This window comes from Curtobacterium sp. MCBD17_034, assembly GCF_003234515.1.
In the GTDB taxonomy this organism is placed as follows: Bacteria; Actinomycetota; Actinomycetes; order Actinomycetales; family Microbacteriaceae; genus Curtobacterium.
In genome coordinates, this window is record NZ_QKTN01000011.1 from 35491 (window position 1) to 49368 (window position 13878).

13 protein-coding genes are annotated in these 13878 nt (G+C 71.6%); 1 reads left to right on the forward strand and 12 read right to left on the reverse strand.

Going from position 1 to position 13878, the window contains the following annotated elements:
• The first annotated feature begins 97 nt into the window (after nt 1–97).
• Nucleotides 98–1366 carry an ROK family transcriptional regulator gene (locus DEI92_RS14560; protein ID WP_111011114.1) on the forward strand — a complete coding sequence of 423 codons (1269 nt, stop codon included), beginning with the start codon at nt 98–100 and terminating at the stop codon, nt 1364–1366.
• Between the two features lie 85 nt (nt 1367–1451).
• Here the strand turns inward: DEI92_RS14560 and DEI92_RS14565 are convergent, their stop codons facing one another.
• From DEI92_RS14565 to DEI92_RS14620, 12 genes are all read right to left on the reverse strand, one after another.
• A complete protein-coding gene (locus DEI92_RS14565) occupies nt 1452–2309 on the reverse strand; it encodes a DUF1080 domain-containing protein (RefSeq protein WP_111014008.1) in 858 nt (285 codons plus the stop codon).
• Nucleotides 2302–3480: a Gfo/Idh/MocA family protein gene (locus DEI92_RS14570; protein ID WP_111014009.1), complete on the reverse strand. Its 1179-nt coding sequence runs from the start codon at nt 3478–3480 to the stop codon at nt 2302–2304. Before DEI92_RS14570 ends, DEI92_RS14565 begins: the two co-directional genes overlap by 8 nt.
• Nucleotides 3477–4907, reverse strand: coding sequence for a GH1 family beta-glucosidase (locus DEI92_RS14575; protein WP_111014010.1), 1431 nt, complete (start codon nt 4905–4907; stop codon nt 3477–3479). Before DEI92_RS14575 ends, DEI92_RS14570 begins: the two co-directional genes overlap by 4 nt.
• A gap of 1 nt (nt 4908) precedes the next feature.
• A complete protein-coding gene (locus DEI92_RS14580; RefSeq protein WP_111011143.1) occupies nt 4909–5271 on the reverse strand; it encodes a tautomerase family protein in 363 nt (120 codons plus the stop codon).
• A 57-nt stretch (nt 5272–5328) separates the two neighbouring features.
• On the reverse strand, nt 5329–6318 hold the full coding sequence (locus tag DEI92_RS14585; RefSeq protein WP_181434951.1) for an aldo/keto reductase: 990 nt from the start codon (nt 6316–6318) through the stop codon (nt 5329–5331).
• The gene (locus DEI92_RS14590; RefSeq protein ID WP_111011110.1) at nt 6318–7205 is read right to left on the reverse strand and encodes a carbohydrate ABC transporter permease; all 888 of its coding nucleotides are present in this window, start codon (nt 7203–7205) and stop codon (nt 6318–6320) included. The genes DEI92_RS14585 and DEI92_RS14590 overlap by 1 nt, the downstream gene beginning before the upstream one ends.
• A complete protein-coding gene (locus tag DEI92_RS14595; protein ID WP_111014011.1) occupies nt 7202–8233 on the reverse strand; it encodes a carbohydrate ABC transporter permease in 1032 nt (343 codons plus the stop codon). The genes DEI92_RS14590 and DEI92_RS14595 overlap by 4 nt, the downstream gene beginning before the upstream one ends.
• 1 nt (nt 8234) lies before the next feature.
• Complete coding sequence (locus DEI92_RS14600; protein ID WP_111014012.1) at nt 8235–9557, reverse strand: ABC transporter substrate-binding protein; 1323 nt, start codon at nt 9555–9557, stop codon at nt 8235–8237.
• A 174-nt stretch (nt 9558–9731) separates the two neighbouring features.
• Nucleotides 9732–11408, reverse strand: coding sequence for a ribonuclease J (locus DEI92_RS14605; protein WP_111011107.1), 1677 nt, complete (start codon nt 11406–11408; stop codon nt 9732–9734).
• 46 nt (nt 11409–11454) lie between these two features.
• Nucleotides 11455–12459 carry a 4-hydroxy-tetrahydrodipicolinate synthase gene (dapA, locus tag DEI92_RS14610; protein ID WP_375334634.1) on the reverse strand — a complete coding sequence of 335 codons (1005 nt, stop codon included), beginning with the start codon at nt 12457–12459 and terminating at the stop codon, nt 11455–11457.
• 35 nt (nt 12460–12494) lie between these two features.
• Complete coding sequence (locus tag DEI92_RS14615; RefSeq protein ID WP_111011105.1) at nt 12495–13004, reverse strand: dihydrofolate reductase; 510 nt, start codon at nt 13002–13004, stop codon at nt 12495–12497.
• Nucleotides 13004–13846 (reverse strand): thymidylate synthase, encoded by an 843-nt coding sequence (locus DEI92_RS14620; RefSeq protein ID WP_111011104.1) that lies wholly within the window; start codon nt 13844–13846, stop codon nt 13004–13006. Before DEI92_RS14620 ends, DEI92_RS14615 begins: the two co-directional genes overlap by 1 nt.
• Nucleotides 13847–13878: the final 32 nt, after the last annotated feature.

Consider the following 13878-nt stretch of genomic DNA (forward strand, 5'->3'; position numbering starts at 1 on the left):
AACCCGAGCCGGGGACGTCCGGCGGGAGGCCCGCCGTGACGGGCCGCGCCCCCGCACCCGGTACCGTGGGGCCAGGAGCGACGAGGAGGACGACACGATGGTCACGGTCCGCCCCGACGCACCGATCCGTCGCCTCAAGGGCGCCTCGGTCGCCGAGACCCGGAGCGCGATCGTGGACCTCATCCGCTCGAGTGGCACCATCAGCCGCACGGAGCTCGCGGAGCGGTCCGGACTGACGAACGCGACGATCTCGAAGATCGTCCGGACCCTGCTCGACGACGGCCTCGTGTCCGAGGTCGGGTACGCGGAGTCGACCGGCGGCAAACGCGCCGTCCTGCTCGAGCTGAACAGCACCGCCGGCTACGCGGTCGGGGTCGCCCTGGACACCGCGCAGGACGTGTACGTCCTCGTCGACCTCAGCGGTCGCCCGATCGACGCACGGAGCGTCGCGGGGACCGGGACCGAGTCGCCCGAGGCCGTCGTGGCCCGCGTCGCCCGGGACGTCGCCGTCATGCTCGCCGACCACGGGATCGACCGCGACACCGTGATCGGGATCGGCGTCGCCGGCGAGGGACGGCTCGACCTGCCCGGTCGGGTGCTCCGGTCCACCGACTCGTGGAGCGAGTGGGACGACTTCGCGCTCGGGCACGCGCTCACCGCGGCGACCGACCTGCCGGTCACGGTCGACAACGACGCGAACTGCGCTGCCCTCGGCGAGTTCTGGTCGGGCCGCGTGCCGTCCACGCGCGACTTCGCCACGGTCTACATGGCGACGGGCATCGGGTGCGGGCTGCTCGTCGGTGGCGACGTCCACCGGGGCGCGTCGTCGAACGCCGGGGAGATCGGGCACATGTCCCTGCGGTGGGACGGGCCGCCCTGCTGGTGTGGGTCCCGCGGCTGCCTCGAGGTCCTCGCCGCGCCCGCCGCCGTCGTCGCACGAGCCCGCACCGACGCGGCCCTCGTCGCGCGGCTCGGCATCGACACCACCACGGACGGCGACGACGCCCGGGCGGTGACGGCCGACGTCCGCGCGACCTTCGCACGCGTCGCGGCCGCGGCCGTCCAGGGCGACACCGGCGCGCTCGCCCTCGTCGAGGAGTCCGCCGAGTACCTGGCGCGGGCGATCCTGAACCTCGTCAACCTGCTCGACCTCGACGAGGTCTACCTCGCGGGCCCGGGGTTCGCCACCGCCGGCGAGCGCTACCTGCGGGCGGTGCAGCGCGAGCTCCACGCGCACGCGGTGATGCGGGGGACGCATCCCGTGCACGTGGCGATGAGCGCCGTCGGCCGGGACGCCGCCGCGCTCGGCGCTGCCGCCGCCGTGCTCCACGCCCGGCTGACGCGGACCCGCGCCGGTCGCGGCTGACGCGGCGGCCCTGGCGGACCTGGCGGACCCGGCGGCCCCGGCGGACCCCGCGACTCCGCGACTCCGGCGCACCCGGCGGCGTCGGTCAGTCGAGCCGCACGACCCGCAGGTCCCGCCACCGCACGACCGCGCCCGGCCCCCACCGCTCGTCCCCGAGCGCGGGGTCGTTGTCGTGCACCTCGAGTGCGATGTGCCCCGCGCGACCGAGCAGGGCGCGGACGGCGGCGCGGTCGAACCGGTCCGGTGGGAGCGCCCCGGTGTCGCACTCGGCGACGAGGAGCCCGTTGACCCAGGTCGTCAGCACCGGCCACTCCCCCACGCACCGGATCCGGAGCTCGTTCCAGTCGTCCCAGCGCCACGCGGCGAGGAACGCCTCGGCGCTGGCGGCGTGCGTCAGCAGGGCCCGCTTCTCCGGCGTCACCAGCTCGCGACTCGTCACCGGGTCGTCCTCGGTCAGACCGACCGCCCGCCCGTCGGCGTCGCGGACGGCGTCGACGGCGAACCCGACGGCGTGGAAGCCGCCGATCCCGTTGCCGTAGAACCCGCCGATGGAGCCGGACGGCCGGTGGTCGACGAGCACCTGGTACCCCTGCGACCCGAGCGCCGAGGCTCGGAGCATGATCCCGGTGTCCGCGGGCCAGTCCGGTCGCACCAGCACCGTCAGGTCGACGTCACCGAACACCTCGTCGCTGACCAGGTAGCCGCCGAGTCCGCGGCGCTCCTGGCCGCCCACGACGGCACCGTCGACCACGGACCACGCACCACTCGTGGCGAGGGCGTCGCGGACCGCGGGTGACGCGGGGTCCGGTGCCGGGGCTCCCGGCCGTGCGGCCACGGGCGTGCGCGGGACGGCGTGCCAGCCGTCGAGCGTGACGCCATCGAAGAGCGCGGTCGCGACGAACGACGGCGCGGATCGGCCGGGAGGGCCGGCGACGTCACGCACGCGACGTCACCCAGGGCTCGTTCGAGATCGTCACCGCCGTGCCGGTGCCAGCGGCCTTCTCGATGGCGAGCCCGACGTGGTGGTCGTGCAGGCCCTCGGCGAGCGGGTAGGGGGCCGGGGCCTCGTCGCGGGTCCATGCGCCGGTGCGCGTCAGCAGCTCGGCGACGGCGAGGTCGTCGTCCATGAGGCGTCCGCCCTCGTACAGGTTCCGCCACACCGGGCGCCCGTCGAGGCTGATGTGCGTCGTGTCGAGCCCCTCGTAGTCCATGCCGTGGCCGGTCTGCGCCCGCTCGAACCGCGACGTCACCGGGGTCGTGGCGTCGAGCATGCGCACGAGGGTCTCGTCGTGGAGCTCGCCCGTCGACCCGCGGACCGCCAGGTGGTCCGGACGCACCGGGTTCCACCACTGGTTGTCCGTGAAGTCGTAGAGCCCCGTGCGGCCGTCCCCGAGGTCGAGCGTCGACAGGATCGTCCGGGCCGGCTTCGGCTCCGTGTCGTGCGTCCAGCCGTCCGGCGTGATCGGGTCGACCAGGGGCGCGGTCGAGGTCACGGACCGCACGGTCACCGGCCCCGGGGCGACGTCGAGGAACCCGCGGATCATCGACACCGCGTGGTACAGGTGCGTCGAGCTGACGTGCACGGAGGTCGGGACACCGACCGCGCCGTCCCGCACCGCTGCCAGCCGAGCGGCGTGGAGCGGCATGAGCAGGTACTGCTCGGCGACCTGGACGAGGTCCGCCGCGCCGACGTCGGCCCAGAGCGACCGCATGCCGTCCAGGTCCGGCGCCGGCGGCGTCTCGGTGAGCACGGGGACCCCGCGTCCGACGAGCTCGCGGACGAGCCCGGGCGTCACCGGCCACGGGACGCTCGGGACGACGAACTCGGGACGCTCCGCGGCCAGGAGGTCGTCGAGCGTCCGCCAGGTCGGGACGCCCCACCGGCGCTCGAGTTCCGCCCCGGCCTCGGCTCGACGCGTCACCACACCGGCCACCCGGAACCGGTCGGGCAACAGCTGCGCCACCCGGAGGTAGACCTCGGTGCGCCACCCGTTGCCGACGAGCGCGTACCGGGTCGGTGCGACGGTCGGGAGGCGCTTGGTCGCGACCGCCGGGGTGCGCAGCGGTGGCTCAGCGGCGGCCGGGTCAGTGCGGTCCGTGTCGGTGATGGTCATGCCTGGGCTCCTGACTGCTCGGTGGTGGTCGCGAGGGGGCCGCCGAGCACGCCGGCCAGCCAGCGGCCGCTCCGCTTGACGGTCCGCTGCTGGGTCGCGTAGTCGACGTGCACGATGCCGAAGCGGCGCGTGTACCCGAACGCCCACTCCCAGTTGTCGAGGAGGCTCCAGCAGAAGTACCCGCGGAGCGGGATCCCCTCGCGGACCGCGTCGGCGCACGCCGCGAGGTGCGCCTCGACGTACGCACGGCGCTCCTCGTCCTCGACGGCACCCGTCTCGTCGACCACGTCCTCGTAGGCCGCGCCGTTCTCGGTGACCGCGATCGGCAGCTCGGGCCGGAGCGTGTGGACCATGCGCAGGACGTCGACGAGGCCGTCCGGGTGGATCTCCCACCCCATCTGCGTGCGCGGTGCACCGGTGTCGACGGTCTCGACGAACTCGCTGCCCGGGTTCGCGCTCACCGCGCCGACGGCGCCACCGGCGTTGGTCGCCGCGCCGGTCCCGCCACCGGCCCGCACGGTGTGCCGGCTGTAGTAGTTGACGCCCACGAAGTCGACGTCCGCCGCGATCTCGGCGGCGTCGGACGCGGGGGTCGCCCCGAACCAGTCCTGCTCCCCGAGGTCACGGACGACGTCCTCCGGGTAGTGGCCGAGGAGCAGCGGCTCGAGGAACAGCCGGTTCTGGAGGCCGTCGATGCGTCGGGCGGCGTCGCGGTCGTCGGCCGAGTCGGTCGCCGACCGCACCGAGTAGAGGTTGAGCGTGACCCCGACCTGCGCGGTCGGCCGGGCGGCAGCACGGATGGCCGGGACGGCACGCCCGTGCCCGAGCATCAGGTGGTGGGCCGCGTGCGCGGCACGGGTCCCGAGCTGCTTGCCCGGCGCGTGCACACCCGACGCGTACCCGAGGAACGCCGAGCACCACGGCTCGTTCAGGGTGATCCAGTGGTCGACGAGGTCACCGAGGCCCGCGACGACGAGGCCCGCGTACTCCGCGAACCGGTCCGCCGTGTCCCGCTCGAGCCAGCCGCCCCGCGCCTCGAGCGCGCTCGGGAGGTCCCAGTGGTACAGCGTCGCCCACGGGGTGATGCCCCGCTCGAGCAGTGACTCCGCGAGGCGGCGGTAGTGGTCGAGCCCCGCATGGTTCGCCGGCCCGGTGCCGTCCGCCTGGACGCGCGGCCACGCGACCGAGAACCGGTACGCGTCGACGCCGAGGTCCGCCATGATCGCGACGTCCTCGCGGTACCGGCGGAGGTGGTCGTCGGCCGGGTCGCCCGTCGAGCCGTCGGTGATCGCGCCGGGGACCCGGGCGAAGTCGTCCCAGATGCTCGGTCCGCGGCCGTCGACGTCGACCGACCCCTCGACCTGGTACGCGGCCGTGGCGGTGCCGATGACGAAGTCGTCGGGCAGATCGCTCCTGGTGAACGCCACGTCAGGCCTCCTTGTCCGGGGCGCACCAGTCGCTGCCCTCGTTCTCGGTCACGGCGATGAGGACCTCGTCGCGCTTCACCCCGGCACCCACCAGCTCGTCGACCACGCACCCGTACATGCGCTGCTTGTCCTCGGGACCGTAGATGCGGGCGAGCAGGATCTGCACGAAGAGGATGTCGTTGCGGTCCGCGTTCGGGAACGTCCGTGAGTACACGAGCTCCCCGGGCTCGTGGAGCCGGAAGACCTGGAACAGGTCGTCCTCGGGCATCGCGAGCCCGTCGACGAGTCCCTTGTGGATGGCGGCGCTGATGGCCTCGCGACGTGGTGCGAGGGCCGCGTGCATGTCGACGCGGACGAGGGGCATGGTCTCCTGCTTCCCGGGCCCGCGTCGGTGCGGGCCCATGTCGTGGTGCTCGGCGCCTCAGCGGGCGTCGAGCCAGTGCTCCGGAGCCGGCCGGAGGGCGGCGAGTTCCACCCACAGGTCGTCCGGGAGGTCCGTGGTCGCGGCGTCGACGGTCGTCGCGATCCGCTCGGGTCGGCTGAACCCGACGATCGTGCTCGCGACCGCCGGCTCCCGCACGGACGCGGCGAGCGCCGCCGTCGCGAGGTCGGTCCCGTACCGGTCGCAGACGTCGGCCATCGCGGTGATGGCGGCGCGAGTGGCCGGAGGCGCGGGGCGGTAGCCGTAGTCGGTCCGACCACTCCGCGGTGCGGCGAGGATCCCCCCGCCGAACACGGCCGCGTTGACGACCGCGACGTCGGTCTCGGCCGCCCGGGCCACGAGCGACTCGGCGCTGCGGTCGACGAGCGTCAGGCGGTTGTGCACGAGGAGGACCTCGAACACCCCGAGGTCGAGGTACCGCCGCATGACGTGGACGTCCCCGCCCGCGAGGCCGATGTGCTCGACGACGCCCTCGTCCCGGAGGGCGACGAGCGTGTCGACCGCGCCACCCGGCGCCGTCATCGCGTCGAGGTCGTGGAACTCGGGGTCGTGGAGGTGCACGAGCGGCAGCCGGTCGATGCCGAGCCGCTCCTGGCTCTCGCGGACGGACGCGCGGACGCGGGCGCCCGAGTAGTCGCCGTCCCGGGCGTCCACCTTCGTGACGACGAGCACGTCGTCCGGCAGGCCGCCGGCGCGCGCGATGCCGAGGCCGATGCGCCGTTCGCTCGCGCCGCCCGAGTACCCGTTCGCGGTGTCGATCGTCCGGATCGGGCTGTGGAGGACCTGGTCGACGAGGGCGACCGCGTCGTCCTCCTCGACGGCATGGCCGAAGTTCTCCGGCATGCTGCCGAGGGGTGCCGCGCCGAGGGTGACCGCGGAGACGGTGAGCCCGGTCCTCCCGAGGGGCCGCATCCAGCCGCCCGGGGTCGCATCGAGGTCGGGATCGATCGTGGTACCGAGGTCGACCATCAGCTCTTCACCGCCCCGAGGGTCATGCCCGCGACGAACTGTCGCTGCATCCAGACGTACACGAGCACGACCGGCACGATCGACAGCGTCAGGCCGGCCGCGAGGGACGGCCAGTCGGTCTGGTACTGCCCGATGAGGCTGAACAGGACCGGCTGGAGCGGCAGTGCCCGCGTGTTCTGCAGCACCGTGTTCGCGATGAGGAACTCGTTCCACGTCGACAGGAACTGGAAGATGACGACCGTCGCGACCCCGGGTCGGGCCAACGGCAGGATCACCCGCCAGAACACCGTGAACTCGCCGGCACCGTCGATCCGCGCGGCCTGGACGAGTTCGTCGGGCAGGGTCTCGAAGAAGGCCCGCATGAGGAACATGGCGAACGGTGCCGAACTGCTGATGTAGAGCACGAGCAGGCCGAACTGGCTGTTGAGCAGCCCGATGTTCTTGAGTTGCAGGTAGAGCGGGATGATGAGCGCCGTCGACGGCATCATCAGGGTCGACAGGAGCGCGACGTAGAGGACGTTCTTGAACGGGAACCGGAGCTTGGCGAAGGCGTACCCGGTCATCGACGCGAACACGAGCACGCCCGCGACCGTCGCCGTGGTGATCCAGAGGCTGTTGAGGAAGTGCAGCCCGAAGTCCGTCGACGTCCACGCCGTGCCGTATGCCCGCGTCGTGAGCATCGTCGGGAAGAACGGTCCGTTGAACACGGTGTTCTCCGGGCGGAGCGACGTCGCCAGCAGCCACAGCAGCGGGAACACCGTCACCGCGCAGATCGCCACGAGGATGATCGCCGCGACCGACCGGGCGTACGGGACCCGTCGGTGCCGCGGCGCCTGGTCGAGGCGGCGGACGTCGGTCCGGGACACCGGTTGCTTGATGGCGGTCATCGGGCGGCCCTCCTCGCGAGCACGATCTGGACGAGCACGGCGACGCCGCACAGGAGCATGACGACGACGCTGAAGGCACTGCCGTAGCCGAGTTGCGGCACGGACCCACCGGTGGACCCGAACGCGAGGCTGTACAGGTAGGTGCCGAACACCTCGGACTGGTGGCTCGGACCACCGCCGGTCATGACGAAGATGATGTCGAACACCTTGAAGCCGTTCATCAGGTTCAGGCTGATCACGATCGCCGTCACGATCCGGAGGCCCGGGATCGTCACGAACCGGAACTGCTGGAACCGGGAGGCGCCGTCGACCTCGGCGGCCTCGTAGAGCGAGGGGTCGATGCCCTGGATGCCGGCGAAGAAGATGAGCATGTTCATGCCGATCGCCATCCAGAGTGACACCGCGATGATCGCTGGCAGCACGAGCGACGGGGTCGACAGCCAGTTCGCGGCGAGACTGCCGAGCCCGAGCCCGCGGAGCGTCCGGTTGAGCGTGCCGATGTTCGGGTCGTAGATGAGCTTCCACAGCGCACCCGAGACGACGAAGGACACCAGGCCGGGGACGAACAGGATCGTCCGGACCACGACGCTGAGGCCCTTCCACACGTTCGCGACGAGCACCGCGATCACGAGCGGGATCGCGGTCTGGAGGACCGTGGTCACGATCGCGTAGAGCACGGTCACGACGAACGCGTGACGGGCGACCGGGTCGTTCGCCATGCGCGTGTAGTTGTCGAGCCCGATGAACTGCGGGATCCCGAAGCCGCTCCACCGCGTCAGCGACAGGTAGGCGGCGTAGAGGATCGGCCAGCCGACGAACGCCGCGAACAGCAGGACGGTCGGCGCGACGAAGGTGTACCCGGAGACCCACTCCCAGCGGCGGAGGCGAGCGGAGCCTCCCGCTCGTCCCCGGCCGCGGTCCCGGCCCGGGCCACCGCCCCGACCCGTGCCGCGGGGACCGCGCCCACGCTGGCCCATCTCGTCCGACCGTCCCGCCCGCTCCGGCCGGAGCACATTGGTGACGGCCATGTCAGCCCTTCGCGTTGAGGACGGCGGCCTGCATCTGCTTGGCGACCTCGGCCGGCGAGGCGGTCTGGTCGAAGATCTTGCCGAGGGGGTCACCGGCCGCGCTCGATCCCGCGCCGAACGGGATGTGCGGGCAGCCGTCGGGGAGCCACGACGTCATGAGCTTGATGTGCGGGTCGCTCACGCGGTCCGCGGCGCTCTTGGTCGACGGCATGCTCAGCGAGTCGTTCATGAGCTGCGAGTACTGGGCCGGCTCGTACATGAACTTGAGGAACTCGATCGCGGCGTCCTTGGCCTTGCTCGTCGCGGACACCGCCCAACCGGCTCCGGCCTGGTCGGCGGTCCAGTGTCGGGCCCCGCTCTTGATCGCCGGGGTCCGCATGATCTTGTACTTGTCGAGGAACGCCTTGGGGGCGTCCTGCGCGAGTGACTGCGGGATCCAGGACCCGGCGAACAGCATGGCCGCACCCCCCGTGTAGAACAGCTGGGTGGCCTGGTCGCCCGACGTGCCCGTCGTGCCCTTCTGGAACACGCCCGCCTTGACGATCCGGTCGTTGAACTGGAGCGCCTCGAGCACGGGCTTGTTCGTGTACGCGTAGCCCTTCTCGAGCTGGTCGAGCTTGAGGTAGTACGTCGGGTCGTCGGTCACCTGGGTGATGAGCGGGAGGAAGAAATCGAGCGCGCTCGTCGTCGGGTTCGCGCTGAACGCGACGGTGGACTTGCCCGTGGCGTCGATCTTCGCGGCGGCGGCGATGAGGTCGTCCCAGGTCTCCGGCTCCCCGTCCACCCCCGCGGCGCTCAGCATGTCCGGGTCGTAGAACAGGCCGAACGTCTGTGCCATGAACCCGAGCGCGTACTGCTTGCCGTTCTTCGTGTACTCCTGGTTGTTCGACGAGAAGAAGTCCTTGAAGAAGCCGGACCCGAGCTCCTTGCGGAGGTCCGCCGAGATCCCCTGTTCGCCGTAGGTGATGGCGCGGACGTGCGGGGCGAAGATCTCGGGCACGTCACCACCCGAGACGGCCGCGGTGAGCGCCGGGAGGTACTGGTCCGGCGTCCCGAAGATCCGGTTCTGGATCTTGATGTTCGGGTGCTTCTTCTCGAACGCGGCGATCACCTTGGGGAACACGTCCCGCTGGCCCGTGTACCAGCTCCACATGCGGACGGTCGTCGTGCCGCTCGACGAGGCGGAGGACCCCGAGGAGCAGGCCGCCAGCAGTTCCGCGAGGGCGACGCTCGCGACGCCGGCGCCGCCGTAGCGGAACAGGGTGCGCCTGCTGATGCCCCGGCCGATCGCCTCAGCAGCGGCGCGCGTGTCGGTGTCGTGCATGGTCTCTCCTTTGAGATAGCCGAACCGCTCCCGCTGCTCTGCGGGAGCCCGTGCGGACTTTCTATCCCAAAGTAACGAAGTCTGTCAACGGATTCGGACGACGACGAGGGCGGGGTCCGTCGGACCCCGCCCTCGTGCTGCCGCGGCTCGTGCCGCTGGCTCGTGCCGCCGCGCCTACGCCTCGATGACCACCGGCACGATCATCGGTCGCCGCCGGTGCTTCGTGTTCACCCAGCGCCCCACCGTGCGACGGACGGCCTGCGTGAACGCGTGCTGGTCACCCGCGCCGTTCGCCGCCGTGTCGGCGAGCGCCCGGACGATCTGCGGCCGGACCTCGTCGAACACGGAGTCGTCCTCGGCGAACCCGCGCGACTGGATCTCCGGGCCGACGATGCACTGGCCGGTGGTGAAGTCGACGGCGCAGAAGATCGAGATGAAGCCCTCTTCCGCCAGCACACGCCGGTCCTTGAGGTCCGCGTCCGTGATCTCGCCGACGGTCGACCCGTCCACGTAGACGTAGCCGAGGTCGAGTTGCCCGGCCACGCGGACCACGCCGTCCTTGAGGTCGACGACGGTGCCGTCCTCGCCGAGGATCACGTTGCGCGGCGGGACCCCCGTCTGGATCGCCAGGTCGGCGCTCGCGTACAGGTGGCGGTGCTCACCGTGCACGGGCATGACGTTCCGCGGCCGCAGGATGTTGTAGCAGTACAGGAGCTCGCCCGCGGAGGCGTGGCCCGACACGTGCACCTTCGCGTTGCCCTTGTGGACGACCTTGGCGCCGAGCTTCGTCAACCCGTCGATCACCCGGTAGACGGCGTTCTCGTTGCCGGGGATGAGGCTCGACGCGAGGATGACGGTGTCCCCCTCGCCGATCTCGATCTGGTGCTCGAGGTTCGCCATGCGCGCGAGCACGGCCATCGGCTCGCCCTGGGACCCCGTCGACATGTAGACGATGCGGTCGTCCGGCAGGTCCTTGGCCTTCTTGGCGTCGATGAGGACGTCGTCCGGCACCCGGAGGTACCCGAGCTCGGCCGCGATCGTCATGTTCCGGACCATCGACCGGCCCATGAACGCCACCCGGCGGTTGTTCGCCGCGGCGGCGTCGAGCACCTGCTGCACGCGGTGGACGTGGCTCGAGAAGCTCGCCACGACGACGCGGCGGCGCGCACGGGCGATGACGCTCTCGAGCACCGGCCCGATGTCACGCTCGGGCGCGGTGAACCCCGGGACGTCCGCGTTCGTGGAGTCCGGTAGGAACAGATCGACCCCGGCTTCGCCGAGTCGGGCGAACGCGCGCAGGTCCGTGATGCGGTCGTCGAGCGGGAGCTGGTCCATCTTGAAGTCCCCGGTGTGGAGCACACGGCCCGCCGGAGTGGTGATGGCGACGGCGAGCGCGTCCGGGATGGAGTGGTTCACGGCCACGAACTCGAGGTGGAACGGGCCGAGCTGCTCGACCTGGTCCTCGCGCACCGTCAGCGTGTACGGCTTGATCCGGTGCTCCTTGAGCTTCGCCTCGACGAGCGCGAGCGTCAGGGTGGACCCGATGAGCGGGATGTCCTGCCGGAGCTTGAGCAGGTACGGCACGGCGCCGATGTGGTCCTCGTGCCCGTGCGTCAGGACCACGCCGAGGACGTCGTCGAGACGATCGCGGATCGGGGTGAAGTCCGGCAGGATCAAGTCCACGCCGGGCTGGTGCTCCTCGGGGAACAGCACGCCAGCGTCGACGACGAGCAGCTTGCCGTCGAACTCGTACACGGTCATGTTGCGGCCGATCTCGCCGAGTCCCCCGACGGGGATCACGCGGAGGGTGCCGGGTTCGAGCGGCTGCGGCTCGGAGGTCTTCGTGGGCATCTGGTCCTGACGGGTGTGGGCGGCGCACCGGGTGCGCCGCGGGTGGTCAACGGGTGGTGCCTGGCACCTTGGGCAGCGCGCCGCCGGCCGCCGCGTTGCGGTCCGGGCGGAAGTTGGAGAAGTCGGCGCCGGGGATGTCGCGCACGAACTCGAGTTCGGCCTCGATGACGGCGGCCTCGGACTCCTCCGGGCCGACGAGCGGCAGGCGCACCCGCGGGCTCGCGATCCGGCCGAGGCCGTGCAGGATGTACTTCGCCGCGACGGTGCCGGGCACGTGCGTCATGACGGCGCGGACCAGGGGCTCGAGCCGCTGGTGCTCGGCCGTCGCCGCCGCGAGGTCGCCCCGGTTCACCGCGTCGACGATCGTGCGGTACGGTGCCGCCGCGATGTTCGCCGTCACGCCGATCAGACCGGTCGCCCCGATCGCCAGGTGCGGCAGCACGTTGGCGTCGTCGCCCGAGAAGTACATGAGGTCGGTGTTGTTGAGCACCCGGCTGACCTCGCTGAAGGAGCCCTTGGCGTCCTTCACCGCGACGATGTTCGGGTGCTTCGAGGCACGGACGATCGTGTCGTACATGATCGGGACGCCGGTCCGGCCCGGGATGTCGTAGAGGATCACCGGCAGGTCGGTGGCGTCCGCGATCATCCGGAAATGCGTCAGGACGCCGGCCTGGGTCGGCTTGTTGTAGTAGGGCGTGACGATCATGACGCCGTCCGCGCCGGCGCGCTCGCTCTGCTTGTACAGCTGCATCGCGTGCGCGGTCTCGTTCGAGCCACCACCCGTGATGATCTTCGCGCGGCCCGCCGCGACCGACTTGCCGACCTCGACGAGCCGGAGCTTCTCGGGGTCCGTGAGCGTCGAGGTCTCGCCCGTGGTGCCGGTCACGACGATGCCGTCGGCACCCGCCGTGATGCAGTCGTCGATGTGCCGTTCGACGCCCGGCCAGTCCACCTCGCCGTCGGCGGTGAACGGCGTCACGAGCGCGACGAGGACCTGACCGAAGGGATTCTCACGCGAGGACACGCGAACCAGCGTACCGGCAGCGCTCATCCACCGGGACCAGCGGTCGGGAGGCCCGGACCGGCTCAGGCACGACGGCGCGACTCGACGAAGCGGTAGCGCAGACCCGTCCGCGACGTCAGCCACTCCGTCGCCGAGGGCGTGGCGGCGACCGTGTGCCAATCGGGTCCGAGCTCGGGTGCCGTGGTGTCCCCGTCGACGTCGAGGTCGATCACGGTCTCGAGGACGCGGTCCGCTCGCGACAGCGCCGCCTCGTACACCTGCGCGCCGCCGATCACCCACGTGGGCCCGTCCGCGGCCACCGTGAGGGCGGTGTCGACGTCGTGGACGACCTCGGCGCCGTCCGCCGACCACGACCGGTCGCGGGTCAGCACGACGTTGCGGCGCCCGGGCAGTGGCCGGAACCGCGGCGGGAGCGAGTCCCACGTGCGCCGTCCCATGACCACGGTCGCCCCGTTCGTCACCCGGCGGAACTCGGCCTGGTCCTCCGGGAGGTGCCAGGGGATGTCCCCGTCGGCACCGATCACGCCGTCGCGCGAGCGCGCCCAGATGAGGCCGACCTCGCCCCGGGGCATCAGACGGCGACCGCGCCGCGGATCGTCGGGTGGTGCGCGTAGTCGACGAGCTCGAAGTCCTCGTACTCGTAGGCGTCGATGCCGTCGCGCGGGGCGATCCGGAGCTGCGGCGGCGCGTACGCGGTCCGCGCGAGCTGCTCGCGCACCTGCTCGACGTGGTTGTCGTAGATGTGGCAGTCGCCGCCGGTCCACACGAAGTCGCCGACCTCGAGCCCGGTCTGCGCGGCCACCATGTGCGTCAGGAGCGCGTAGCTGGCGATGTTGAACGGGACACCGAGGAACATGTCGGCGCTCCGCTGGTACAGCTGGCACGAGAGCTTGCCGTCGACGACGTGGAACTGGAAGAACGCGTGGCACGGCGCGAGGGCCATCGACGGGATGTCGGCGACGTTCCACGCCGACACGATGAGCCGACGCGAATCCGGGTTCGTCCGGATCTGCTCGATGACCTCGGCGATCTGGTCGACGTGGTCGCCCGAAGGCGTGGGCCACGAGCGCCACTGCACGCCGTACACGGGACCGAGCTCGCCGTCCGCGTCGGCCCACTCGTTCCAGATCCGCACGCCGTGCTCCTGCAACCACCGCACGTTCGACTCGCCGCGGAGGAACCACAGCAGCTCGTACGCGACGGACTTGAAGTGGACGCGCTTGGTCGTGACCAGGGGGAACCCCTGCGCGAGGTCGAACCGCAGCTGCGCGCCGAACAGGCTCCGCGTGCCGGTGCCGGTGCGATCGCCCTTCGGCACGCCCTCGTCCAGCACCTTCCGGAGCAGGTCCTCGTACGGGGTGGCGACGGACGGGTCGGGCTGCTTGACGGAGGTCGGCGACGCGGTGTCGGTCATGGCTCCGAGCCTACGGGCGACCACCGTCCTCC

Coding starts and splice junctions, on each gene's coding strand:
- DEI92_RS14620 (WP_111011104.1), bottom strand. CDS start 13,846: ATGACCGACACCGCGTCGCCGACCTCCGTCAAGCAGCCCGACCCGTCC.
- DEI92_RS14605 (WP_111011107.1), bottom strand. CDS start 11,408: ATGCCCACGAAGACCTCCGAGCCGCAGCCGCTCGAACCCGGCACCCTC.
- DEI92_RS14595 (WP_111014011.1), bottom strand. CDS start 8,233: ATGGCCGTCACCAATGTGCTCCGGCCGGAGCGGGCGGGACGGTCGGAC.
- DEI92_RS14580 (WP_111011143.1), bottom strand. CDS start 5,271: ATGCCCCTCGTCCGCGTCGACATGCACGCGGCCCTCGCACCACGTCGC.
- dapA (WP_375334634.1), bottom strand. CDS start 12,459: ATGAGCGCTGCCGGTACGCTGGTTCGCGTGTCCTCGCGTGAGAATCCC.
- DEI92_RS14560 (WP_111011114.1), top strand. CDS start 98: ATGGTCACGGTCCGCCCCGACGCACCGATCCGTCGCCTCAAGGGCGCC.
- DEI92_RS14590 (WP_111011110.1), bottom strand. CDS start 7,205: ATGACCGCCATCAAGCAACCGGTGTCCCGGACCGACGTCCGCCGCCTC.
- DEI92_RS14570 (WP_111014009.1), bottom strand. CDS start 3,480: ATGACCATCACCGACACGGACCGCACTGACCCGGCCGCCGCTGAGCCA.
- DEI92_RS14585 (WP_181434951.1), bottom strand. CDS start 6,318: ATGGTCGACCTCGGTACCACGATCGATCCCGACCTCGATGCGACCCCG.
- DEI92_RS14600 (WP_111014012.1), bottom strand. CDS start 9,557: ATGCACGACACCGACACGCGCGCCGCTGCTGAGGCGATCGGCCGGGGC.
- DEI92_RS14615 (WP_111011105.1), bottom strand. CDS start 13,004: ATGCCCCGGGGCGAGGTCGGCCTCATCTGGGCGCGCTCGCGCGACGGC.